The organism is Chitinophaga sp. CC14 (assembly GCF_048957795.1).
In the GTDB taxonomy this organism is placed as follows: Bacteria; Bacteroidota; Bacteroidia; order Chitinophagales; family Chitinophagaceae; genus Chitinophaga; species Chitinophaga ginsengisegetis.
The window spans coordinates 1,318,357-1,343,025 of record NZ_JARBFY010000003.1 but is presented as its reverse complement, the minus strand read 5'-3'; the positions used below and the strand labels follow the sequence as shown (position 1 = coordinate 1,343,025).

General features: G+C 48.1%; 24 protein-coding genes and 1 pseudogene. 4 read left to right on the top strand and 21 right to left on the bottom strand.

Annotated elements, in window-relative coordinates; translation table 11 throughout:
- Window positions 1-21 precede the first annotated feature (21 nt).
- The 13 genes from PV783_RS15490 to PV783_RS15430 all read right to left on the bottom strand — a co-directional run bounded on the left by PV783_RS15490 (window position 22) and on the right by PV783_RS15430 (window position 15,110).
- Window positions 22-1,437, bottom strand: coding sequence for a GDSL-type esterase/lipase family protein (locus tag PV783_RS15490; RefSeq protein ID WP_420988632.1), 1,416 nt, complete (start codon window positions 1,435-1,437; stop codon window positions 22-24).
- A 155-nt stretch (window positions 1,438-1,592) separates the two neighbouring features.
- The gene (locus PV783_RS15485; protein ID WP_420988631.1) at window positions 1,593-3,767 is read right to left on the bottom strand and encodes an FN3 associated domain-containing protein; all 2,175 of its coding nucleotides are present in this window, start codon (window positions 3,765-3,767) and stop codon (window positions 1,593-1,595) included.
- Window positions 3,767-4,792, bottom strand: coding sequence for a 6-bladed beta-propeller (locus PV783_RS15480; RefSeq protein ID WP_420988630.1), 1,026 nt, complete (start codon window positions 4,790-4,792; stop codon window positions 3,767-3,769). The genes PV783_RS15485 and PV783_RS15480 overlap by 1 nt, the downstream gene beginning before the upstream one ends.
- Window positions 4,793-4,808: 16 nt before the next feature.
- Window positions 4,809-6,263, bottom strand: coding sequence for a DUF1501 domain-containing protein (locus PV783_RS15475; RefSeq protein WP_079468011.1), 1,455 nt, complete (start codon window positions 6,261-6,263; stop codon window positions 4,809-4,811).
- A gap of 21 nt (window positions 6,264-6,284) precedes the next feature.
- Window positions 6,285-8,603, bottom strand: a complete 2,319-nt coding sequence (locus tag PV783_RS15470; RefSeq protein WP_420988629.1) for a PSD1 and planctomycete cytochrome C domain-containing protein — start codon at window positions 8,601-8,603, stop codon at window positions 6,285-6,287.
- 290 nt (window positions 8,604-8,893) lie between these two features.
- Window positions 8,894-9,475: a 4'-phosphopantetheinyl transferase superfamily protein gene (locus tag PV783_RS15465; RefSeq protein WP_420988628.1), complete on the bottom strand. Its 582-nt coding sequence runs from the start codon at window positions 9,473-9,475 to the stop codon at window positions 8,894-8,896.
- A complete protein-coding gene (locus PV783_RS15460; RefSeq protein ID WP_079468014.1) occupies window positions 9,472-9,726 on the bottom strand; it encodes an acyl carrier protein in 255 nt (84 codons plus the stop codon). The genes PV783_RS15465 and PV783_RS15460 overlap by 4 nt, the downstream gene beginning before the upstream one ends.
- 10 nt (window positions 9,727-9,736) lie before the next feature.
- A complete protein-coding gene (locus tag PV783_RS15455) occupies window positions 9,737-11,011 on the bottom strand; it encodes a beta-ketoacyl-[acyl-carrier-protein] synthase family protein (RefSeq protein ID WP_420988627.1) in 1,275 nt (424 codons plus the stop codon).
- Complete coding sequence (locus PV783_RS15450; protein WP_079468016.1) at window positions 11,004-11,450, bottom strand: 3-hydroxyacyl-ACP dehydratase FabZ family protein; 447 nt, start codon at window positions 11,448-11,450, stop codon at window positions 11,004-11,006. The genes PV783_RS15455 and PV783_RS15450 overlap by 8 nt, the downstream gene beginning before the upstream one ends.
- Before the next feature lie 3 nt (window positions 11,451-11,453).
- Entirely contained in the window at window positions 11,454-12,227 is a 774-nt protein-coding gene (locus PV783_RS15445) for an SDR family oxidoreductase (protein WP_420988626.1), read from the bottom strand.
- Window positions 12,221-13,273 carry a type III polyketide synthase gene (locus PV783_RS15440; protein WP_420988625.1) on the bottom strand — a complete coding sequence of 351 codons (1,053 nt, stop codon included), beginning with the start codon at window positions 13,271-13,273 and terminating at the stop codon, window positions 12,221-12,223. Before PV783_RS15440 ends, PV783_RS15445 begins: the two co-directional genes overlap by 7 nt.
- A complete protein-coding gene (locus PV783_RS15435) occupies window positions 13,270-13,980 on the bottom strand; it encodes a methyltransferase domain-containing protein (RefSeq protein WP_420988624.1) in 711 nt (236 codons plus the stop codon). Before PV783_RS15435 ends, PV783_RS15440 begins: the two co-directional genes overlap by 4 nt.
- A complete protein-coding gene (locus tag PV783_RS15430; protein WP_079468020.1) occupies window positions 13,971-15,110 on the bottom strand; it encodes an NAD(P)/FAD-dependent oxidoreductase in 1,140 nt (379 codons plus the stop codon). Before PV783_RS15430 ends, PV783_RS15435 begins: the two co-directional genes overlap by 10 nt.
- A 197-nt stretch (window positions 15,111-15,307) precedes the next feature.
- Between PV783_RS15430 and PV783_RS15425 the strand changes: the two genes are divergently transcribed.
- A complete protein-coding gene (locus PV783_RS15425) occupies window positions 15,308-15,625 on the top strand; it encodes a hypothetical protein (RefSeq protein WP_079468021.1) in 318 nt (105 codons plus the stop codon).
- A gap of 89 nt (window positions 15,626-15,714) precedes the next feature.
- On the opposite strand, the gene PV783_RS15420 is transcribed toward PV783_RS15425, so the two are convergent.
- The gene (locus PV783_RS15420) at window positions 15,715-16,266 is read right to left on the bottom strand and encodes a GNAT family N-acetyltransferase (RefSeq protein WP_420988623.1); all 552 of its coding nucleotides are present in this window, start codon (window positions 16,264-16,266) and stop codon (window positions 15,715-15,717) included.
- Between the two features lie 116 nt (window positions 16,267-16,382).
- Between PV783_RS15420 and PV783_RS15415 the strand changes: the two genes are divergently transcribed.
- Window positions 16,383-17,648 carry a hypothetical protein gene (locus tag PV783_RS15415; RefSeq protein WP_420988622.1) on the top strand — a complete coding sequence of 422 codons (1,266 nt, stop codon included), beginning with the start codon at window positions 16,383-16,385 and terminating at the stop codon, window positions 17,646-17,648.
- Window positions 17,649-17,695: 47 nt separating this feature from the next.
- On the opposite strand, the gene PV783_RS15410 is transcribed toward PV783_RS15415, so the two are convergent.
- The 4 genes from PV783_RS15410 to PV783_RS15395 all read right to left on the bottom strand — a co-directional run bounded on the left by PV783_RS15410 (window position 17,696) and on the right by PV783_RS15395 (window position 21,392).
- Window positions 17,696-18,319 carry a hypothetical protein gene (locus PV783_RS15410; protein WP_111578724.1) on the bottom strand — a complete coding sequence of 208 codons (624 nt, stop codon included), beginning with the start codon at window positions 18,317-18,319 and terminating at the stop codon, window positions 17,696-17,698.
- 84 nt (window positions 18,320-18,403) lie between these two features.
- Window positions 18,404-19,588, bottom strand: a complete 1,185-nt coding sequence (locus PV783_RS15405; protein ID WP_420988621.1) for a glycoside hydrolase 100 family protein — start codon at window positions 19,586-19,588, stop codon at window positions 18,404-18,406.
- A gap of 2 nt (window positions 19,589-19,590) precedes the next feature.
- A complete protein-coding gene (locus PV783_RS15400; protein WP_420988620.1) occupies window positions 19,591-20,736 on the bottom strand; it encodes a glycosyltransferase family 4 protein in 1,146 nt (381 codons plus the stop codon).
- Window positions 20,733-21,392: a hypothetical protein gene (locus PV783_RS15395; protein ID WP_420988619.1), complete on the bottom strand. Its 660-nt coding sequence runs from the start codon at window positions 21,390-21,392 to the stop codon at window positions 20,733-20,735. Before PV783_RS15395 ends, PV783_RS15400 begins: the two co-directional genes overlap by 4 nt.
- 130 nt (window positions 21,393-21,522) lie before the next feature.
- Here PV783_RS15395 and PV783_RS15390 point away from each other — a divergent pair, with 130 nt between their 5' ends.
- The gene (locus PV783_RS15390; RefSeq protein ID WP_420988618.1) at window positions 21,523-22,125 is read left to right on the top strand and encodes a DUF1349 domain-containing protein; all 603 of its coding nucleotides are present in this window, start codon (window positions 21,523-21,525) and stop codon (window positions 22,123-22,125) included.
- Between the two features lie 32 nt (window positions 22,126-22,157).
- Here PV783_RS15390 and PV783_RS15385 read toward each other — a convergent pair whose 3' ends face one another.
- The gene (locus tag PV783_RS15385) at window positions 22,158-22,295 is read right to left on the bottom strand and encodes a hypothetical protein (RefSeq protein WP_420988617.1); all 138 of its coding nucleotides are present in this window, start codon (window positions 22,293-22,295) and stop codon (window positions 22,158-22,160) included.
- 116 nt (window positions 22,296-22,411) lie between these two features.
- Between PV783_RS15385 and PV783_RS15380 the strand changes: the two are divergent.
- A pseudogene (locus tag PV783_RS15380) lies at window positions 22,412-22,549 on the top strand (helix-turn-helix domain-containing protein); the annotation flags it as partial.
- A 173-nt stretch (window positions 22,550-22,722) separates the two neighbouring features.
- On the opposite strand, the gene PV783_RS15375 reads toward PV783_RS15380, so the two are convergent.
- A complete protein-coding gene (locus PV783_RS15375) occupies window positions 22,723-23,283 on the bottom strand; it encodes a hypothetical protein (protein ID WP_420988616.1) in 561 nt (186 codons plus the stop codon).
- Between the two features lie 30 nt (window positions 23,284-23,313).
- The gene (locus tag PV783_RS15370) at window positions 23,314-24,153 is read right to left on the bottom strand and encodes a hypothetical protein (protein WP_420988615.1); all 840 of its coding nucleotides are present in this window, start codon (window positions 24,151-24,153) and stop codon (window positions 23,314-23,316) included.
- Window positions 24,154-24,669: the final 516 nt, after the last annotated feature.

Sequence of the window (24,669 nt, the reverse complement as noted above, 5' to 3'; positions counted from 1 at the left end):
CAATACCGGAAGCTAACTGTTTTACTTTACCGCTTTTAAGATAAAATCTACAATTGGCGTAGGGTCCGGGAAACTATGCGGATGATGGGCAAATCCCGGTTTATGCATCACCGTTATATCCCCCTTCAGCGCTTTTATTTTCTCTTCAAATGGCAATGTGTTTTCCGCCGGTGGCACATCTGTATCCGCATCTGCCAACACATGCAGCATCGGGTATTTTCCCTTTACAATTTCCTTTGTTTTATAGAGCGGACTTCCTTTAAACAACATAGCAGCACTATCGGAAGTAAAACCATAATCCTTTTTGAAAGCTTCCCATTCGTTACGTTTTGTGAACTGTTTTTTAAACTGGCTGCCCGGCCAGCTGCACAGGTCTATCACCGGGTTATCTACATACACGGCTGCTACTTTATCCGGATTTTCAGCCGCCCAGTTGTACACATAAACTGCTCCCCTGCTCATGCCTTCCATCACTGTTTTACGTGCCAGTCCGGCTTTGCGCAACAATGAGTAATAGCCGTTCCATAATTGTATGGCTTCCTTATTGCCAAACAGTTCCGCCACATCGCAATACACCACATGATAACCTCTTTCCAGCAGGGCAATATCTGTTTGCGGTTCATGGCCCCAGAAACGGGCCCGCCAGATCCACGGATGCCCGGCAGCTGCAAACTTTGGCGCTACCACTTTACAGGCGCGCCCGCTGAATTCAAAATCCGCGCAATGGTATCCATAAAATGAGGTGATCTTTTTATCGCCCGGCAGGTGGCTGATAGCGTTAAAAGCCGTATCCCGCACCGGGTGCAGCACTTCAAAAAGTGTTTTCGCCATCAGCGTGGTACCCGTTAGTTCAGGATGAATACCATCCGGCATAAGTCCGGGTTTACCGATCAACAGCGCATTCAGGTTTACCAGCTCCAGGTTTTCATCATAAGCCACCTGTCTTACCTTTGGTAAAATCTGTGTTGTAATAACCGGGTCCCAGATCTGGGTAGTGTCTTTCACAAAGGAAACGATGGGCTGCAGCAGCAGGATACGCGGATGCGAGGGCAATGTGCGGAATGCACGGATCATGTCGTGGTAATCCGATTCGTATTCATCGAGATGTACGCGGTTAATCAGCTTGCTGTCGTTGCCTCCCAGGTCGATCAGCACAATGTCTGGTTCATTTGCCAGCGCAGCTTTATACTCCGGCGTATTCCAATAGGGATGATCCCCTTTTTTGAGTAAGGTGGTGCTGCTTACGCCATAGTTGGTGACCTCAAAGCCCGGCCCCAGCAGCTTTCCCAGCTGCGCCGGGTAGGATTCCGTTTCGGGATGCTGCAGGCGGGCGCCCGCACAGATGCTTGCACCCAGGCAGGCGATCTTTACCCGTTGTGCCAACAGCGGCACATGATAAAACAAGATCAATAAAAAAATAAGATACCTGGACTTCATGAGTGAAAATTATACGTGGAATAATGGAATGTTAAGATAATATTTACTTTTATCATTCCAATTATTCCCCGCTTCACCAAAAAGTAACCGGTGGCCAGGTAAATACCTGCCACCGGTGGTTTATTTTCAATGTTCGCTGTTGCGGATTATAACCGCTAATTCAATAATATTTCATCTGCAAATGCCCATCCGCGGCCTCCTTTACCGGGATGCCAGCCTGGTATTTTCAGCAAAGGCTCCATTACCAGCTTCACACAGGAAACGGTGGTAAGCGGGAAAGCGGCTGCTATTTCCATTGAAGCCGCAGGATCGTCTTTTTTCCCTGCAGCGGGAATGATCCGTTTCAACAGTTTCAGGTGTTGTGCATCTGCACCACCCCATATTTCTATTTTAGCGGGAGGAAAAATATACCCGTTGATATTTCTTAAGATACCTACCGACACCGACTGCAGGGGCACGGGCTGTTTGAATAGCAGCATAGCTGTCATTGGCTCTTTTACATAGCCCAGCCATTTTCCGTTGCCCTGATCCACGCCGCCTTTCTGCCCGTCGCATAAGGTTTTGGCGCCGTTACCGGCATAGCTGCCATCCGGCTGTGTGAGCAATACCACACTGTCAGGGATATACGAAGATTTGTAAAAACTGAACTGCACCGGGTCGCTGGCATACCAGCCTTTCTTACAGGCAATGGCACGAATGGTCGTATTACTTTGCAGCAACAGGCTGTCTTTAAACAGGGGCGAATTGATGCTGTCCGGTACCGACCCGTCGGTGGTATAGCGGATCTCCACGCCTTTTATCGGGTGCTTCAGCAGCAGCTGCGTGGCACTACGGAAAACGGAAGCGGTGTTCAGCAATAAAGGTTGATTCAGTTTCAGTAGTTGTTTACCATCGTCTGTAAATCCTTTGATGATGGCTACCTGTTTAAATGCGGCAGGAAGCTGGTCCAGTTCAGCGGCGGTGAGTGCGGTGTTCCACAGGTACAGCTCCTTCAATGCAGGCGCCGTTTTCAGCACCTGCAGCTGCTGCAGCGTAACCGGCGTACCTGACAGGGAAAGACTTTCCAGGTGAGGCAGCTTCGCCAGGGCCGACAGCGTTTGTCCCTTTACGTTAGTAAAGCTCAGGTTCAGCACCCGCAGTTCCGGAAACTGTGCAATGATATTCAGATCGGCATCCTGCACCGGCATCTTCTGCAGGTGCATTTCTATGATCTGTTTTTTCAGCGGCAGCAGTTCTTCTATTGATTTACTGTTGAACTGATCCTTATTATAACAGTTTACAACAAGTGGCGCAGCATTCAATGCTATCGGGTAAATAACCCGGTAGTTATTATTCAGCTTTTGCACCAGCTTTTCATCTGCTGCGGCAAAGTTATATACCGGGGCGGTGGAAGCAGCGGGCTGCAACATAGCAGCGGCCAGCAACCGCAGGCTGTCCTTTGCGGGTAATGCAGCTACCTTTGTTTTGAAATCAGCGCCACCCTTGATCCAGTAATACAACAGGTCTGCTTCTTCCGGTGTGAGCTGTGGTTTTCCTGCCGGCGGCATATGCTTTTTGGCATCCAGTGGCAGATGCAGTCTTTCCATTAACAGGCTCATTTCCGGTTTGCCGGCTACAAACAGTTTACCGCTCTTTCCTCCTTTCAGAAGTTGCTGCGGCAGCTCCATTGCCAGCTCTCCCTTTGCCTTACCTGCGTTGTGGCAGTTCATACACTTTTCCTGCAACACCGGTTTCACCAGGTGCTCATATACCAGCGCCTGATCAAAGGGCACCTGTGGTCCTTTGCCCGCGGGGCTTACCGGCGCCAGTACAAAGTTTTCGCCGTGCGTAATGTCGGCTCCGAAGTGACCGGTGATTACCAGCAATGCGGCCGTGATAAGGATACCTCCTTTCTGTAACACCGGGCGGCTTTTCTCTGATTGTCCAAACCAATATAAGAGGGAAGCCAGCCAGCACATGCTCACGCCGCTCCATTTGTGCCACTGTAAAGTGCCGCTGCCGTTGTATCCTTCTTCACCGGATAAAAACAGTCCCATGATAACGGTAACGACTGCACTGAGTGCGCCGGTGAGCAGCAACACCGCCGCCAGCTGTTGTTTCCATGCTTCAGCGGCAGGCTCACGTAAACGGATAAACGTTAAAATGCCCGCCACAAGGATCAGCACAATAGGAAAATGCAGCAACAAGGGATGCATGCGCCCCAGCACCTGCAGCCAGGGAGGTAACACCACCCTGTTGCCAAAGATCACGAGGAAAAGGATAAAAATATTACCGGCAAATAACAGGCTGCTGCCTGCGCTTTGCCATCTGGATGGCTGTTTCACGGTCATTATACCCTCCTGAGTTTATAAGGATACACTTTCCCGGAGGCCCATTGCGCCACGTAGAGGTTCCCGTCGTTGTCCACACATACATCATGCGGATGTACAAATATTTTCTCTGCCTGCTGCATCGGCTCCAGCTTTCCGTTGGTATATACCGGTGCGGTACCTCCAATGTTGGAAACCACCTTATTGTCTTTATCCAGTATCGTTACAAAGCCACTGCCCTCTTTATCCATATTGGGCGAGCGTAATACTGCGGCATACAGGTGATCGCCTTTTATAACTGGGCGGCATACACAGGCGCCTGGCAGGGCAATTACTTCCTGCAATTGTCCGTCAAGACTGAAGCGTTTAAAGCAATTCCGTGTTCTGTCGGTAACAATAAGCGTAGGTGTGTCTTTGCGATGATCTACTACAATACCGTGGGCATTGTCCAGGTGTTCATCTCCCTGCCCCCTTCCTCCAAAATACCCCAGCAGCTTACCGTTGCGGTCATAACGCATTACATATTGTGCGCCATAACCGTCTGCGATATAAAAGTCGCCGTTGTCTGCTACCGTGGTTTCTGTAGGCACAAACTCTTCTTTCTTTTTATACACGCCTGTTTCAGCGGGATAGTCGATGGTCAGCAGGATTTTACCTTCCATCGTGGTTTTATATACCTGGTGTTTTTCAGTATCGGTAATGAACAGGAACTCCGTACCGTTTTCGTTGCTGAGTGTAAGTCCGTGCGCACCAGGAAATTCATGGCCCCAGTTTTCCAATAACTTGCCGGATTTATTATAGATAAGGATATTGTTCTTTGTTTCGTTGGTAAGCAGGATAATGCGGCCTTTTTTGTCCTGCACCATTTCATGGCAATCTTTCACCGGGTAGCGGCTGCTGTCGAGTGTGCCCCATTTGGTGTCCAGTGCGTAGCGCATGTTATTGTGGCCATATACCGGTCCTTTGGGTTTGGCGAAAAGATCACGGGAAATATAAAAGGAGGCGGTTACTAACGCCGACGTCTGTATGAATTTTCTTCTTTCCATTATAACAGTGTTTTTATCAGGCCATCAATCCCGGGATTACCTTGCCAGCCACGTCTGTGAGGCGGTAGCGGCGTCCCTGGTGTTTAAAAGTTAATTTCTCGTGATCCAGTCCCATCAGGTGTAAAATGGTTGCATGGAAATCATGCACGTGTACCGGGTCTTTCACAATATTGTATCCGAATTCATCTGTTTCACCGTATACGATGCCGGGTTTTACGCCACCGCCGGCCATCCAGATGGAGAAGCAGCGCGGATGGTGATCGCGGCCATAATTATCGGCGGTCATTTTACCCTGGCAATAGTTGGTTCTGCCAAATTCGCCACCCCATATCACCAGCGTTTCATCGAGTAAACCCCGTTGTTTCAGATCGGTGATCAATGCTGCGGAGGCGCGGTCTACATCCTTTGCCTGTCCGGCCATTTCATTAGGCAGGTTGCCATGCTGATCCCAGCCCTGGTGGTATAGCTGGATAAAGCGCACGCCGCTTTCAGAGAGCTTCCTGGATAACAGGCAGTTGGCGGCAAAGGTTCCGGGCACCAGGCAATCCGGTCCATACAGCTTAATGATATCATCCGATTCTTTAGAGAGATCAGTGAGTTCGGGAACGGCCGTTTGCATGCGGTAGGCCATTTCGTACTGCTGGATCTTGGTATTGATTTCCGGGTCGCCAAATTCTTTATACGACTGATCATTCAATGCGGCCAGCTGATCCAGCATCTGGCGGCGATTGGCCATATCAATGCCTTCGGGGTTATTCAGGTACAGCACGGGGCTTTCACCGCTGCTGAACTGAACGCCCTGGTGGATGCTGTCTAAAAATCCGTTGGACCACAACTTGGAGTATACGCCTTGCCCGTTTCCTTTGCCTCTCGACAGCAGCACACAAAATGCAGGCAGGTTTTTATTTTCACTGCCGAGGCCATAGCTCATCCAGGAGCCAAAGCTGGCGCGGTTGCCCTGTTGCGCCCCTGTCTGGAAAAAGGTAAGGGCCGGATCATGGTTGATCGCTTCCGTAAACATGGAACGTACAATACAGATGTCGTCCACTATTTTAGCGGTGTGTGGAAACAGGTCGCTGATCCAGGCGCGTGCTTCGCCGTACTGGTGAAAATCGTAGTGCGAGCCTACCAGCGGGAAAGACGACTGCCCGGAGGTCATGCCTGTTAAACGCTGTCCCATACGGATAGAGGCCGGTAGTTCCTGTCCCATCATTTCCCGTAGTTTGGGTTTGTAGTCGAAGCTCTCCAATTGTGAAGGCGCTCCGTTCTGGAACAGGTAGATCACCCTTTTTGCTTTGGGTGCAAAGTGCGGCATGCCGGGAATAAAAGGCGCCTCCTCCCCACTGTTTTTGCCAAAGAGGTCAGGTACCAGCAATGAACCCAGTGCGAGGCTGCCCACGCCAAGACTCAGGCGCGACAGGAACTTGCGGCGGTTCATATTCAGGTGGTGTTCTATGAATTCGTTTTTCATCGTCCTTTATTATGCGTGACTTTACGTTTTTGAAAGCGTTTCCTCCAGGTTATAGATGGTGGTGATCACCTGCATCATGGCTGCCCATGAAGCATTATCGAGGTGTTGCGCCATCGGGTATTCGCCGTGTTGCAGCAGCTTTGCTGCGCTGGCCGGCTGTTGTTTGTACAGCTGCTGTTGCTGCTCATAATACTTCTCCAGCAAGGTTAGTTCCTGTGGTTGCGGTGTGCGGCAAACAATTAAACGGAACGCCTGTTGAATATTCCTGGAGGTATTATTATCTTTTTGCAGTAGCCGGGAAGCCAGTACCCTGGAGGCTTCCAGCACAGTAGGATCATTGAGCATGATGAGCGCCTGCAGCGGCGTATTGGTGCTGGCGCGTTTCACTTCGCACTGATCACGGTTGCTGGCGTCAAAGATCATCATGGATGGCGGCGGTACCGTACGTTTAATGAAGGTGTATAACCCTCTGCGGTACAGGCTTTCGCCATGATCCTGTTTATAGCTGGCCAAAATTCCCCTGCCGGAGGTAGCCATTTCCCATAAGCCTTTAGGTTGATAAGGTTTTACACTGGGGCCGCCGATTACCGGTACCAGCAGGCCGCTGCTTTTCAGCACCAGGTCGCGCACACCTTCTGCGGGAAGGCGGAACCGTGGCCCGCGGGAGAGATAAATATTTTCAGGATCGGCTTTTAGTTTGTCTTTGGAAACAGCGGCCGATTGCCGGTAAGTGGTGGTCATCACCATTTGTTTCATGAGGCGTTTTATATTCCAGCCGTGCTGCATAAAGTCCACCGCGAGCCAGTCGAGCAGTTGCGGGTTGGTAGGCAGGTCTCCCTGCATCCCGAAGTCGCCGGTGCTTTTCACGATACCCCTGCCAAATATTTCCTGCCATTGCTGGTTAACGAAAACCCTTGCGGTGAGCGGGTTCCGCTTATCGAACAGCCAGTTGGCCAGTCCGAGGCGGTTGGCCGGGTATTGTTTCACATCAAACGGCAACACCGCGTGTGGCGTTTCCGGCTGCACTTCCAGCGTAGGGTTGTCATAGTTACCACGGCCGAGGATATACGTTTTCCGGGTAGTATCCCTTTCGCCCATTACGGATACAATCAACCTGTTGCTGTCCTGTTTATTAATAAATTTCAGCACGCCATTGAGATCTTCTTTCGTGATCTCCATGTAAGGCGTTTTGGCGTAGGTTTCCGGACCACCTACTACAGATTGCAGGCCTACTTCCTTTACATTATTAAAGAAGGCAAAGAGTTCATAGTATTCTTTTTGTGAGAACGGATCATACTTGTGATCATGACAGTGGGCGCATTCGATGGTGATGCCGAGCATGCTTTTACCAAATGTGTTGGTGCGGTCGGAAACATATTCTATGCGGTATTCTTCATCTATTACACCGCCTTCTTCCGTGATTTTATGATTGCGGTTAAAGCCGGACGCCAGCAGTTGTTCGCGGGTGGCGCCGGGGATCATGTCTCCGGCGATCTGCCAGGTAATAAAATCTTTGTAAGACAGGTTTTCATTGAATGCGTGGATCACCCAATCACGCCAGGGCCACATGGTGCGGTAGTTATCGTCCTGGTAGCCGTGCGAATCAGCATAACGGGCCACATCCATCCAGTGTACCGCCATCTTTTCGCCATAGGCGCTGTCCTTCAGCAGTTCATCTACCATACGTTCGTAACCCGCGTCGCTGGTGTCTTTGGCAAAGCGTTCCATTCTTTCAGGAGATGGAGGCAGGCCGGTAAGGTCGAGGCAAAGGCGTTTGAGCAGTCTTTCATGATCCGCTGCCGGGTTGGGTTCCAGCCCTTTTTCCTCCATGCGGGCCAATACAAAATGGTCTATTTCGTTACGTGCCCATTTCTCTTTGTTCACTTTGGGCAGTGCGGGTGTTACCGGCGCCACGAAGGCCCAATGCGGTTTATACTTTGCGCCTTGTTTGATCCATTTTTCAATCAGTTTTACTTCGTAGTTGCTGAGCGACATATTGGAGGATGGCGGCGGCATGCGCATCGAAGTATCTGTAGTGCTGATGCGCTGATACAATACAGAAGCCATAGGGTTGCCGGGTACCAGCGCGTGTGCGCCAGGTGTTTCACGCAGCGCTTTATAGGCGCTGTCGGCAATATCGAGGCGCAGACCGGCTTCCCGTTTATTGGCATCCGGACCGTGGCAGGCATAGCACTTATCTGACAAGATAGGGCGGATGTCAAAATTGTAGTCTACAATTTCAGGTAATTTCTCCTGCTGATTACCGGGTGTATCGCCATTGTTACACGCGTATAAAAAGGCAAGAGAGCAGATGGTGAGTCTGACACAACGTTGGAACATAATTTTCTTCAATTAATTGTGCACTGTACTTGTACGACGGGGAGGCCCGTCAATCATTACTATAGCTATCTGGTTGTTAATAATGGTAAATATCGGGTATAATAACACGCCATTTTGATAGTATTTTGCTACATGATGGTAGTTTATTAGCATTATGTATATACATACCTACAAATTAATCATGATGAGGGTGGGAACATGATTTTAAACCGGTTTTTACCGGGGTAGTTAACCCGGTTTTGCTTTTTTACAGCAATGAAACGTCCGATGTTATTTTTAAGTCAGGTAGGTTAAAGGGGGTATTTGCCGAAGTCTTTCAGTTTTACAATGCCACAGTATTTTCCATGATGGCTCACAGAAACCGGCATACTCCTGCCATCCTCACGGTGAAGGATATACGGTATTCCATTATCATCTTTATAAAATAATTCCTGTGAAGAAAGTACTTCCTCCATAAAATCCGCATAGTTTTCACCAGCAGCCTGTTTTGTAAATACGGCCGCGTGTTGCATCAGCCGGGGGTTTTCGGCCGCATAGGTATGGATACAATGATCCGTAATAAAACTCTGATAACAATAGGTATGTTGATCATATAACACGGCGCCGGTATAGCACCCGGTTGAAGTAACCTCCTGTTCTACCTGGCAGGAAAATCTTTGCGGCGCATACCGCCTTTCGCGGGTATTACGATGCACTATTTTATACACCGCTTCCTTGCAACTCCACAGCAACCAGGTGAATACCGCCGGGGTGGCGGCCTCCCGGATCATCCTGATTTCCTCCGGCAGGAACAATTTCTCCAGGAAGCCTTTGCGATCAATACGGCTTTCGGTGGCAGCAGCCCGGAGATCTATAATGTCGTTGCCGATCATTTTTCATTCAGCTTTGCTTCCACGATATCGAGGGCAGCCTGCACGTTGAGCATACGTTCCATTTCTTCGTTCTGGATTACGATATCGTATTTCTCTTCTACATCCAGTACCACATCTACCAGGTTGGCAGAATTAATTTTGAGGTCATTGATAAAATCGGTGGAAGTATTGATGGTTGCCAGCGCTTCCTGATTCTTAGCGTAGGGCCTTACTATTTCTCTCAACTGCTCAATGAATGTTTCTTTGTCCATATTATTTTGTTTAAGGTTGCAGGTATTTTTGCAGAATAATACAAGCGTTTACATCTCCAAAACCAAAGCTCGCTTTCGCTGCTAAATTTATGTCTTTATACAATAGCTGTTCCGGAATTCTTTCCCGGTCTACCAGTGCCTGAATATCAGGGTGAAGATCTTCGCAATTGATATTGGGAGATACAAATCCTTCCTTCAGCTGCAATGCCACCGCTACCAGTTCAATACTTCCGGAGGCGCTGAGACAATGCCCCACCATCGATTTCAGCGCATTGATATAAGGAAAGTTTTTCCCGTTGCGCTGAAGGGCGGTACACCAGTTGGCTATTTCCTCTGCATCTTTTCCGGTGGCGGTAAGGTGACCGTTGATCAGGTCAATATCGGTGGCCTGCACACCAGCCTGTTGAAGGGCCGCTGTAATGCAACGCTGCACCGCAACGGGGTTGGGGGCCGTCATACTGCCACCGTTCCGTTGCCCGCCGGAATTAATATTGCCGCCCAATACCTCTGCATAGATAGTAGCACCGCGTTCCAGCGCGCTATCCAGCGATTCCAGTACCAACGCTCCTGCCCCGCTTCCGGGAACAATACCGCTTGCGGTAGCGCTCATGGGCCGGGAAGCTGCTTCCGGGCGTTCATTAAATTTGAAGGTGCTTACTTTCATGGCATCGAAGCCTCCCCAGATGTAAGGACCACTATCGCTGGTACTCCCGGCCAGGATACGTTTAGCATGACCGTATTTAATCCGCTCATAAGCCATCAGTACACTTTCTGCGCCGGTGGTACAGGCAGAGGAATTGGTGGTTACCTGGTTGCCGAGCCCCAGTTTGCCACCGAGGAAAGCGCTGATGCCGCTGGTCATGGTTTGCGTAACTGCGGTGCTGCCTAAACGACGCACCTGTAGTTCATCTACCTTATAAACGGATTCGCGGAATTTATCCACGCCGGAAGTGCCTGCACCGAAAATGGTGCCGCTGTCCCAGTCGGGGGTTTCCGGTGCAATGGCTAAACCAGCATCTGCCCATGCCTGCATGCCGGCTATTACGCCGTAAATGATACCGGAACTACTCAGCTGCTTTAGTTCCAGCTCTTCAAAATACTGCTGCTGCAAACTTTCCGGCACATCCGGCTTACCTGCAATCTGGCAGGAAAACTTCAATGCGGCCAGTTGTTCATCATAACGGATACCGGATATTCCTTTTTTGATCGCTTCGCTGAAAGCGGCGATGCCGGTGCCGTTTGGCGCTACTACTCCTAAACCTGTTATGACAACCCTGTTATTCATTTTTACTATTGATGATCATGCCGGCCATCGTTCCATCACAGACTAATGCACCGGCAGTATTATATAACGCCACGCGGCATTTTAACTTGTTAAAGCGGAAATATATTTTCGTGGCCTGCGCCTTCACCGTTTCACCGGGCGCCACAGGCAAGTAAAAGTCGATGTGGGCAGAGGTCATGGCTACCGTGGGCAACTGCTCCTGTATCTCATCTCTCAAAAGATAAATACCCAGGCAGGCCAGCCCTGTTTGCGCCATTACCTCCGTAAGCAATACACCCGGCGTAACAGGAAGCCCTTTAAAGTGGCCCTTATAGCAAGGCATATCTGCGTGAAAGGTATATATACCCGTTACCTTTTCTTCATCGATATATTCCAGTTCATCCACAAACAGGAAAGGCGGTGCATATGGTAAATGCTGCAGGATCTCTTCTTTTGTCATACGCTAATGAATATGTGTTCCTCCGTCTACCGGTATAATGGCGCCATTGATCCAGGCGGCTTCATCTTTGCACAGCAGGTATACTACATTCGCAACGTCTTCCGGGGTGGTAAGCTGCCGGAAAGGGTTCCTTTCCCTGCTGTATTCCAGCAATACTTCGCTGCCCGGAATTTTCCGCAACGAGGCGGTGTCGGTAACCCCGGCGCGGATGCAGTTGGCCCGGATGCCGTGCGGTGCAAATTCCAGCGCTATGCTCCGGGTAATGGATTCCAGCGCCGCCTTCGCAGCAGATACTGCTGCATAGTGCGCCATTGCTTTATAACTACCATCGCTTGTAAAAGAAAGGATACGTGCATCTGTGGCAAACAGTTGCCTGTGCAGTATATCGGCCGACCATTCGTATAAGCTCACCGCCATATGGCCGATGGTGGTATTGAAATCGTCTGCCTCCAGATCCGGTAACGCTTTGAGGTTTCCCCTTGCAATACTGTGCAGCAGGCAGCGGATACGGCCCATGCCCATCGCTTCCTGTAACTGCTGCAAAATGTCTGCACGTTTTTCCGTGTTAAGTACATCGGTGTTAAAGGTCAGCAACTGCACGCCCTGTGACCTGATCTCCTCAAACTGCTGTTGGATCTCTGCCAGTTCCACGCGGGTATTGCGGTGCACAATGCAGATGTTCATGCCATGCGCAGCCAGCTTACGTGCCGATGCCAGTCCAAGCCCGCTGCTGCCTCCCAATATTAATGCCCAGTAAGGTGCAAACTCTGTTACCATTGTAATAATATTCTTTGTGCGGAAAAGCCCGGGCCAAAACTCAGCATCAGCCCTTTATCGCCTTTGGGCAACGACTGCTCCATAAACCTTTCCAATACATATAACACCGTAGCGCTGGACATGTTGCCATACGACCGCAGAATTTCTTTGGTATCGTCCAGTTTCTTTCCCATAGTGCGGAACAGTTCTTCCACGAGGGTAATGATCTTTTTTCCGCCGGGATGAAAAATGAGATGGTCGATATCTTCGATAGTAAGATTATTCTTTGCCAGGAAAGGATGTACGATATCGCCGAAATGCGCTTCTATTTTTTCGGGTACCTCTATATCCAGCACCATTTTTAAACCGGTGTTGGAGAGATGGAACCCCATCAGGTATTCCGCATCATAGAAGTGATACATTTCTTCCGCGATAATTTCCGGACCGGGATCCTGTTCGTGTGAAGAGAGGATTGCGCAAGCGGCGCCGTCGCCGAAGATGGCTGCGCTGACGATATTGGCCATCGAAAAATCGTCGAGCTGGAATGTAGCGGTAGGCGACTCCACTGCTATTACCGCTGCTCGTTTACCGGGGTTAGCTTCCAGCATTTTTTTAGCGTAGATGATCCCCGAAACTCCCGCGGCACACCCCATCTCCGTAACAGGCAGGCGTACAATATCCTGGCGCAGCTGTAATTCATTGATCAGGTATGCATCCAGGGAAGGGATCATGATGCCGGTGCAGCTCACGGTGATGATATAGTCGAGATCTGTTCCTTTCAAACCGGCTTTACCCAGCGCGCTTTGCAGGCAGGTGCGGCCCAGGGCAATCATCTCCCGCTGGTAGATATTATTTTTATCTTCAAAAGAAGTACTGGTAAATACTTCCTCTGGTCCCATAATAGAATAGCGTTTATCCACGCCGGCGTTTTCAAAAATCTTGATCACCTTGCGGATAAATCTTTCTTCCTGGCCCTGGAGCCATAAGGATAAGTAAGGGATAATTTCAGCGGTGGTTCTTGAATAAGGCGGTAGTGCTTTTGTGACAGTCTGAATTTTAACGCTCATAGTTTATTGATTATCCATTGATACCGGAACGCCCATTTCCATTTGAGAGAATACTGATCAATATTAAGTTCAGCCGATAAATGTTGTAATTCTTTCTTTTTAAATCCCCGGAGAATGGATACCAGTCCATCTTCCCTGACCATATTATTTAAATTAAACACAAAGCATACCAGTTGAAACAGGCGGTATGCCAATGCGCTGCGGTGCAGGTCATTAACGACTACTCCTTTCCCGGCCTGCCGGTAAAAGACTTTCATCAGTTCCCGGATTTCTGCTTCTTTAAAGTGATGCAGCGTAAGCGTGCATAAAATAATATCATAGCGTTGCTCCCGGAAGGCCGGCTGCGTAATATCCTGGCAATGATACTCAATGTGCGGATAATCTTTTGATAAATTCCGTGCATGCGTTACCGTAGCCTGGTTGGCATCAATGCCGGTAAGTTTTATTTTTCTTTGGGAAGAAAAAGTATCCGACAGTTGCCGCAGCATATCACCGTTGCCGCAGCCGATATCCACGATGGTAATTTCCTGGCTGGCGGGAATATTTTTGATGAGGGCCGCTACCCCTTTACGGGTGATGCGGTTGCCTCCCAGTAAGAAATTGATTTGTGCTATTTTATCCAGCGTAGCCTTCAGCAGATCGCCGTCCATACTGAAATCGTCCATGATTTCGGTAGCGTGGCTCCGGTGCCGGGTTTTTACACGCATTCCGGTACGGCATTTAACGGTTTCCCATGCGTGCGCCTGATGATTCCCGGCAGCAGGCCGGGGAAGAGGATCAGTCCTTTCATCATGGTAGCGGAAAGTTTTTCATTGCGGAACAACCGGGATAATACGCGTCCGGTGCGCATACGGCCACTGAACATTTTGTTCCAGGCTTTCGTATAATTCTGCTCCATCAATAAACGGTTACGCGTGGCGGCTGAAAAATATTCCAGCACCTTGTCGGAGGCTATCTGCGCGCTTTGTATGGCCATCGCCATACCATTGCCGCAAAGCGGGTGAATAAGCCCCGCGGTATCACCAATCATCAGGATGTGATTCAGTACCTTTTCTTTATCTGTAAAAGACACCTGGCTGATGGTTAAAGGTTTATCGAACAAGGCGGTGCTGTTTTCAAAGATATCCTTCAGATGCTGATTACGATACAACACCTGCTCGCGGTGTGATTCTATCTGCTTAAAATTCTTAAAACTCTCATAGCTCACCAGGTAGCAGATATTCAGGATATCATCTTCTACTTTTGATACGCCGCAATATCCACCGTCGAAATTATGAAGCCCAACAGTATCGGCCGGGAAGTTGCCACGGTAGTGCGATTTCACGGCCAGCCAGGGCGATTTTTCATTAAAGAACGGACGGGCAAGTTTTCCATCAAGCGCAGCTCTTTTGCCATAGGCGCCCAACACCACCGGCGCTGAAAAAACGCCATAGCTGTTGGTATCAATGAAAAAACGGTCGTTTTCAAATACCACGTTGGTAACGGTATCTTCAATTAACTCCACCCCGTTTTCGATCATTGTTTGCATCAGGAACTGGTCGAACGTATACCGGCTTACACCAAACCCTCCCAATGGAAGCGGTGTTTCCAGCGTTTTGCCATAATGATCTGAAATAATTAACCGGTTGATCCGGGAAGGATGCAATACCGAAGGATCTGCCCCGAGCGACTGCAGATAAGGTAATACTTCATTGGAAACATACTCCCCGCATACCTTGTGCGAAGGGTACTTACTTTTTTCGATCACGGTTACCTGTAATCCTGCTTTCGATAAATGAATAGCACTGGTGAGGCCCGACAGGCCCCCACCGATAATAATAACATCTCTTGAACCCATACCCCTATGGTTAAAACAATAACAAGCTCCGACACAAGGAAGGTAGCCTACCCCAATATAATGAATTTATAGTTGATTTTACTTTCGCTAAGATCAGAATATTCTTTATAAATCATGACCTTATAAAACTTAACATTGCCAATATTATTTAATTGTTAATTTTGAATATAATATATTTTGTAAATAAATAATGCTCCATGACTGATTCGAGTAAACCAACCGGCAAGCATCTTAAAAAAGAAGCTGGTGTAAAAGTAGCCGAAGTATTAACCGCATTAAGCGATTTAAAAGAGAAGCTGGGAGAGAAGAAATTTCTCCGGAATGTAAAAAAGGCCACTAAAGCGATGATAGCAGGACTAACAGATAAACCAAAAGGACCTGCCAAGCCGAAGAAGAAAGTTGCAGCAGAGAAAGCCGCTGCGCCCAAAGCCAAAGCCAACACTCCCAAAGCCGCCGACAAAAAAGTGACGCCTAAGAAAGCTGCTCCCAAGAAAACTGCCGCTAAAAAAGCTTAATCCTGCATCTGTAATTCCTGTGAGTGTCTTTATTGTTCCTCGTTGCAGGAACCAGGATTGTTGTGTCCTCAACCGGACAATAGAGATACTTACAGGTGCGGCGTTTTATCCCTTACATACCGGTTAACGTCGTATCCTTTGTCGTCCCATATCATGCCTTTCACCACCAGCGCTTCATGATGGAACCCCGTTTTAATCAGCACCCTTTCAGAGGCTTCGTTGCCGGGTAATACATCTGCAACGATCTTTTTCAGATCCAGTGCGGAGAAACAATACTGCACCACCGCCTCAATGGCTTCGGCCATGTAGCCTTTACCCCAGTATTCCTGTACCAGCGCAAATACCAGCGGCACCGTATCTGCTGTTTCATAATTATTGAAACCGATAAAACCGATCAGCGCTGTTTTTTCTTCCAGGGCAATACCCCAGCGGATTCCCTGTTTATCAGCAAAACGTTTTTTAAAAAGATCGATGACCGGTCGGACATTGGCCACTTCACTCAGCGGTATTACATGATAGTAGCGGGTTACCCGTTTATCTGTCAGCAGGTAAAACAAATCCGGCTGATGCGAATGCTCAATTTCAATCAGGTGAAGACGCGGCGTAGACAGGACGGGAAATATATCCGGCAGTAAACTCATATGCTGGTTGGGTCGTTTTAATAAACCCAATATAAAAACAATTGCGCCACACAACCAAAAATGTTATTCCTGCCAGTCAAAAAAAAGTATCTTGTTTTCAAAATTTATTCCACGACATGTTAGCATTCACTCAGCGTCCGGCGGCAGCATTGCTGGCTGCAGGCATTAGTTTGTGGGCAATGACCGCCCGCTCCCAATCACCCTCCTTCAACGAAAAAGGCATTACCCGGCCTGCGTTGGAACATTACCTGGATCATGCGGTTACCATGACCGAATTTCTTTCGGTAGATCCTTACGCCTCCGATGCGCCTTATCCCCACAAAGAAGACGACATCCGCCTGATCAGGAACATCGGGGCAAAGTTTATAGGCCGCGCCATATACCGCTGGGGCGGTGAATCGGTACTCAACAACAAAGATTTTCTTAGTCGTGCCAAACAGCTGGTACAGGAAGTGCATAAAAATGATCCGGAAGTAATTTTCCAGGCTGCCCTGTTTGAGCAGATCAGTGAACAGGTAAACACGATTCCTGTTCCGGCGTGGGCATTCAAAGCATTGGGACTACCGGCGGAAGACCGGCATTTCCGGTACACCAGCATGCTCAACACAAAAGGTAAACTGGTAGATCACTGGAGTAAAGGCAACAGCGTACCGGACATTACGCGCGTGGAAACGCAGCTGTGGTTTATGTTCCTGGCGGGCACCTACATGGAAGTGGGCTGCGAAGCGTTGCACCTCGGACAAATTGCCCTGATAGGCATGGAAGATCCACAGCTGACAGAATGGGCCGCCTTCCTGGAAAAATTACGGATCTATGCAAAAGATCATACCCGCCATCACTGGGTATTGCTCGATGCACATACGCCATCGGGTGGTATGGTAGTCAATGGTAAAAGCTTACTGGACTTTAACTCGTTCCCGCTGCGGATAAAATCCGTGCCGGCGCATCCGCAGGAAGGTGTTTTAGAAGTAGGGTTTTCGGATGCCCTTTTCGGGAGAAGCAAAGGCGGTATTACACCCAGTGGCTGGAAAGCCGCGTCAATGCCTTACCTGGTGGAGTTGGATAATTTTGGTATCAGCGATCATCCGGGTGTGCCAGATACTGCTACCATTTATCCGTGGGGCTTTGATGAAATCAGCTGGTTTTATCAGCAACCGGAACAATACCGGAACAACTGGCTGCGATATGCGCACCAATGGGTAGCAGGTCATGACGCCAGTGGTCATTTGCAGATGCCAGTTACCCGTGTAGTTACTTTGGGCCGGAAAAAACCAAGACTGAAATACCGGGCCAATACCCGCTCTGCGCAATGTCCAGATGGGATGAACGATGAGGCAACGATCAAATCCATCTGGCAGGCGGCTGATGCCAGGAAGAAGTAGGGACTATCACCGGTTATCTTTCTTCCAAAAGATAACCGGTAACTCTTTTATTTCTGTTTCACCAGTTTCATCACTTCAAAGCCGGTTACAACAGCGGAAGATTCTACCTGGTTAAGATTTAGTGTCAGCAACAGCGTATCTGCACTCCAGGAAATTTTTCCACCCGCAGCCTGTACTTCAACGGTACCACCGCCATAGGAAGGGGTTTCCATTACACCCGCGCTGAAATAAATAGAATCTGCTCCTACCAGTTTATAGGGGTTGGAAGCATTATACGGATCCATCGCCATCTGGAAAGGCATTTGCAGATCAGTGATCAGCTCTCCGTTCATGTACAGCACATTCCTGATAACCGCATCAATAGAATAGCTCATGCCTGTTATCTTGAAAGTACTTCCATCAATTACCACTACGCCTTTGTTATTGAAGGTGGTATAGTCGCTGTAAACAATGGCTTTGGCGCCTGATTCCGATATGCTGCTAACGCTGTTTACCCGAACGCCTGCAAAGTTCCAGGTGCCTTCAATTTTATTATTGCCTGTTACAGGTGGTGTGGTGGGCGGTGGTGTGGTAGGGGTAACGTTATCCGGGCCGGCCATTTCAAGGCTTCCGCAGGCAACGAGTGTTGTGGCAAAAACTGCCAGCAGCATCAGGGATCTGTAGGTATTCATCTTCATAAGTTTAAAACACAGGGATAATGGGCGTAAAGTTACCATCAATTGACGAACGAGTTTCATCAATCTTTCATCAAATTATCATGAAACGGGTTGCCGCATTCTCATTTCTTCAAAGAAAGGGGTACGTCTTTCTTCCACGCATTTCGCTGCATACAGGTACAGTGCGGCGCTCCAGGTTTGCCACTCCTGCCCTTTTGCTGTACCATCCTGTGCTTTCAGCCATTCATTGAAACCGTAATCCACTGTTCCGCTGTTGGAAATAGTAATTATCCTGGTGAGTTCCAGCAGTTTCTCTTCTGCCAGCCGGTACTTCTTTGCGGCCACCAATGCAGCTACATAAAAGCCGCAGATGAAAGGCCAGATGCCACCGTTATGGTATTCTCCGGGGAGATTAAAAAAAGTGTAACGTTCGTGCCAGTCGTTGTCGCCCGGTTTCGTATAGGGGAAGAAGTTAGGCGGCAGTTCTACGGCCAGCTGGTTGTTTTTTATCAGCTCTGCACATTCATCTTCAATCCATGATACCATTTCCGCGGCCCTGGTGGGCGCTGCAATGCCGGAGAGTATAGCCAGGCTGTTGCCCAGCAGATCAAACCGTTCGCTGCTCAGCACTTTGTAGGACCACATGGCATAGTAGGGTTTGTGTTTCACTACCAATCCTTCGTGCACATGCCGGTGTTGTACGCCGCCGGTAATGGTGAATCTTCCCATTGCCTGCCGTACTTTCTCCGCGCGTTCATGATGCCCGAGAATACGGAGATAACTATACACGAGCGTGTTTACAAACAATCCATACCCGAGCACCCATTGTTCATCACGCCAATCGCTGGTAGGCTGTTGCGCCACCAGGTAACGGTCCGAGGGACTTTGATATTCCATCCACTGCAGCGATTTGTTAACCGCTTCTTCGAGGAACTGCTCATTTCCCGACAGCTTGCGATACATACCTGTCACGAGCAGGAAGAGCGGCGTGCTGTCGCTGGCGCCCAGGTCTTGTTTGTCGTGTACGAGAGAAGAAATATGTCCATGTGGGGTTTGATTTTTCGCCAGTGTTTCCAGTACTTTCCTGATGCTGTTGATCAGCACCTGGTTGCCGGTTACGCCCACGCCAAAAAACGACAGGAGAAGATCTCTTGTGTATGGCTCAGGGTATCCCCATCCCGCAGTGCGGGGAAGGCCGTGAAAGGGACCATTTACATTATGCAGCAAAACCTTCAGGGCGGCGTCCCTGGCTGCATTGATGGTTAACCAGGAGGAAGCTTCCATGTTTAACGGATATTAAGTTTTTCATGCATCAGCTGCACAAACTGCCTTGCTATAACCCGGTAATCAAAATTTGCTACTACTCTTTTCCTTGCAGCTTTTCCTAACTGTTCCCTGTAGGTGGCATCTGTCATTAACCGTTGCAAATGCCGCCTGATATCATTTATATCTGCGCGGTAGTCGACCGTACGGGGCGTGGAAAACACCACTTTGTGATCTGCTTCAAAACCCGACTCTTTGCCCAGCACTACTTCGTTCACCACAATTTTTTCTGCCACACCGGCCAGCAGTGCAGTTTCTCCGTCTACCAGCGTATCCAGCATTCCCATTGCGCGGATACCGATTACCGGTTTTTCGCAGGCGCCTGCTTCTACCTGCGGCATTCCGAAACCCTCCAGCCGCGAAGGGGCCACATAAATATCGCAGGCATTGATGAGATAAGGCATCTCCTCTCTTGATACAATGCTGGTGATATATTGTACCCTGCCGTTCAGCCCGAGTTCTTCCGCCAGCTCCTGGTCCGCTTTGTTTTGTATGCTGGTGCGCGGCTGCGGCCATACTTTGCAGATATATTTCCAGTTGTCCGGCACTTCGCCGCTTAACTGCGACAACGCCTGCATCACTTCCCTGGCGCCTTTTGAGCAGGCGTCACCACCTATGGTGAGGAGCATCAGCTCATCTGGCGCTACACCCATTGACTCCCGTATGGCTTTCACCCGCGGATGATCTTTTGGCAGCGGCATAAACCTGTCGGTATTGCAGCCAACCGGCAGCACGGCTATTTTATCACCGTTGATGCCATCGCGTATATACATTTCCTTTACCCACTGCGAGGTAACGAGGATCAGCGGCAGCTCATTCAGCACTTCCTGGTAGTTGGCGATATATCCATCGGCCACCAGCCAGGGAACCGGCTGCACACCAAACCGCTGCGGATGCAGGACCAGCTGGGGGCAATATCCCCAATAGCCCACGCCCACCACCACATCCGGCTTAAACGAACTGTAATACCATTCCTTTTCCAGCGGTGAGTCGTAATGTACCGCCAGCGCATTTACACCTATTTCCAGCAAACCGTGGTACAATAAATTTCCTTGTGTTGCCAGTCCCCCGGGAGCCGGCGGATAATCAAATAACAAAAGTACTTTCATAATTCAAACGGTAAACTGTTGAGCCACTGATGGGCTTCCCCGCTGTTATTAAAACACCAGAACGATTCCGCCAAAGGCGTGGTGGCTGCTTCCCAGCTATCGACCTTAAATCCATACGTTTGCGTGATCACCTCATATTTCCGTTGCCAGATATCTTTATCCAGCACATGATAAATAGTTGCTTCAGGAATAGCTTCCGGGAAATAGGACTTTAATCCATCTTCATAAGCAAAGGCCCAGAGCTCATCGGCGGTGATCCGGCCTTGTTGCCATAGCCGGATCACCGCGCCGCTTACTTCTTCGTGGCGGAGATGCCGGGTATATTCCCCGCGCGGGTGATGGGTGATAACCAGATCGTAATGCTGTACCGGCAGCAGGGCAAGCACCTGGTTTTCCACCACCTCTTCCGGAAGTGGCGTTTGTTCCGGGCCATCGTCCATATCTCCCATCACACCCTGTGCCCCGTACAATTGTAGTGCCTTAAAAAATTTAGGGGCCCTGTCTGTGTCACCGGCGCGGCACAGGCTGATGATAGTCCAGTTCCACTGCGGATGAAACAGGATAGTACCTCCGGCCCACAGCGTTTCATCATCGGGATGGGCTACAATAACGGCAACGGACTTTCTTTTTGTTACTTGAGGGTTTTCTTCGTTCATATTCATAACATTTAACGGGCAGGTTAAGAGGGTTCTTAAAGTTAACAAATCCAAAGCAGCTACCCATCACTAAAAATTATCCATTCCGGAGAATATTTATCATCTTACATAAAACTTTTACGGAAACATCATGAAAAAACTGGTAGCATTATCCGCTTTCATAGCGATGAGTATGGGATTAAAAGCACAAACTATGCAATGGTATAACACTCCTCAGAAATGGTCCGCAGATCATAACAAGATAAACGTGACCGTTGACCCCGGTACCGACTACTGGCAGGTAACGCACTACGGCTTCATCCGCGATAATGGCCCTTTCTATTTCCAGGAACAAGAAGGCGATTTTACTGCTACAGTAAAAATCACCGGTCATTATAAAGAGCTGTTCCATCAGGCTGGTCTGATGATCCGCAAGGATGCCAAAAACTGGATTAAAACCGGTATCGAATATGTAGACGGCGTACAAAACGTAAGCGCCGTAGTAACCCGTGAAGTATCCGACTGGTCCGTAGTTCCGCGTCACGACAGCCCCAAAAGCATGTGGCTGAAATTACTGCGTAAAGGAGATTATGTACAGATTGAATATTCTTTTGATAATAAGAAATTTGATATGCTGCGACTGGCGTATTTTCCTCCCGGCGGTAAAGTGCAGATAGGACCTGTGGCCGCAGCACCGGGGAAGTTGCCGTTTGATGTGATGTTTGAAGAGTTTAAAGTGGTGGCGGAGAAGTGATTTTTTTGAGATGCGGCCGCTGAGGGCGGCCGTTATTTTATTTTGTCTATTAAGTCCTGTAGTACTTTTGTTACCTGGTGATCATTCCATTTTCCCTCTTCCAGATACTTTGTAGCTATTTCAATAAATCTGCGCCGGTCCGGCCATTGGGAGAGATGTTTCTTATCCATCTTCATAAAATTAAACTGGTGCAGTGGTTCGTCGGCGTCAGAAGTAAAGATCCCGAAGGAGATATAACTACGCGTATCCGTTATCGTTTCACCGGTGATATTGCAGGGAGTGCAGGGAAGTTAAAATCCTCTCCCAGCAGGGGCTGGCAAGACAAATGAGGACTTCTTATACTGTCGTTGGTAAATATGAACGTGATGAGATCCTCCCTTCTATTGAAGTCGCTAAAACCTTAGCCCGACTCCTGGACACAACCGTGGGTTACTTACTGGGCGAAGCCGCCAACAGTAATACGTTTAAAGATCCTGTTATGTTGCAGCGACTTAATGAGATCAGCTCATTACCTGAAGAAGATAAACATTGCATTTTATATACTATCGATAGCCTTCTTTGTTCTGTTCAGTATATTCAAAATAAAATTATCCTAAATTACCTACCAATACTGGTCATCTTAAATTTATCTTTAGGCAATCTAATTTCCAGTCTATCCCCTGTACTAATTGTATTATCACTTTTATTAGCCTCAATAATACAGTCTGTAGCTATACGTAAACACAAACAGTCATATTCATCTATACTTTCCACCAATGCAACGATAAGAGTGCCGTTATCTTCACAATAAAAACCTGCTTTCTTATTTGTACCAATCTTTGTATTCTCGTTCGTATTAAGATCGGACAATATATCAAATTCAACACTATGAGTGCTTCCTGACTCTAATTGCGGGCTAGAGGTATATGCAATACCTTCTCCATGATTACTATTAAACGAAACATATGGATACTCCACTTTAGTAATAACTACATTCATTGCTTTATTTTTATATTTATTTTTGTACTCTTCTAAGAACGTTTTCAACTCTATCAGGATACCAAGTCTCTTCATGAAAATGCTGCAACCCTGAACTATTTGGAGTTCCTTCGTGATCACCAAATCTAATACTTCTTCTACCATCAACAGACCAAATCCTATCCGGATCAACCAATCCATCTCTTGGGTCAATATTCGTTTGATTAGGACCTAAAAATTCATTCCATCTGGCCAACACACCCTTCTGTTTAATTGCAATCCCTGACTTCGTCTCAATTTCCGGACGGTCATAAAACCGACAGCTGGTGCTTGTTGTTGTGATGAGTTTTGTTGTTGCTGTTGTTGCCCACTTGCCGAATTTGCAAAAACAGTAGTCGCAATTTTAACCTCAACACTCGTTACTGATTTAAGAGCAACACCTCCACTGCCAGACAGAGCACCTTTAGGTGAAAAGCCTCCACCACCTTCCATAGGCAGCAATGGCGCATTCTGAGTAAAATCGCTAGCTTTTTGGAAATAAGCAGCTTGGTCAGCATTTAAGTTATAATCCCCAGGTGATTTAGAATATATTCCAAATGTCAACTGCTTTAGCGCACCATTAGTAGACCCCCAAAAAGACCAATAAGCATTTCCAGCACCAACTTTTGCATCAGATTTTATTTCGCTCCAACTTTTCAGGTGTGCATTAGCCAAACCATGCATCGTTATGTCAAAAGATTCTGCTGCATTATCAGGGTGTGCCCTACCTGTCCACCACATAAAATTAACATAGGCGCTTTTTAGCCCCTTATACCAACCTGGCGGATCTTCTGGCTTATTTCCCAATACATCACTAAAAAGTATCGGACTATTATAAAATACCGAATAATCACTGACCCCGGTAGTTGGCTTGGGATCTAAATTCCATCTCCTGCCTATCCTCGGATCATATTCCCAGAACTGAGCGGTATAACTATTCCCCTCTCCCTTAATCTCATCCGATTTCTCTTGCCCATTAAACCCATAACGATATACCTCCCCGCACTCCATCTTCCTTCCCTCCAACCGCATCCAAAACGGCGCATAATCAAAGAACTACTATAAGTATATCTTTCTATTCATCTATTTTTTTCAGCTGAAAGAAAAAATATAGGGGTGTAAAATGCAGATAACGTCCTCGTAGATAGATGATGCGTTAATACTAGTAACACCTATGTTCTTTATTGCCTACCCGGACGGAAGCATGATCGTAAGATACTGATGCCCATCTTCGTATAATTTCCCTATAGCGTATCCATCGGTTTGAGGTGACTACCTCTAACGAATACACACATAATCAGATCATTTTATAAGAGCGACGCTGCCTCTCGTCTCCCTCTTTCCCGTGGCCGACGGGGGTGAGAAAACTGACGGTCGCAAAAGGATAACCTCTGCAATCGAACTCTCCCACCTTCAAACTTTTCACAGCCTAAGCGGGGATAAAGTGAGCATTTTTTATCCCTGGATTGTAAGATACGAGACTAAAGGAATAGTCTATCTACTTAAAAAGATTAACACAATAATTGTAAACAAAAAAATTGCATTCTT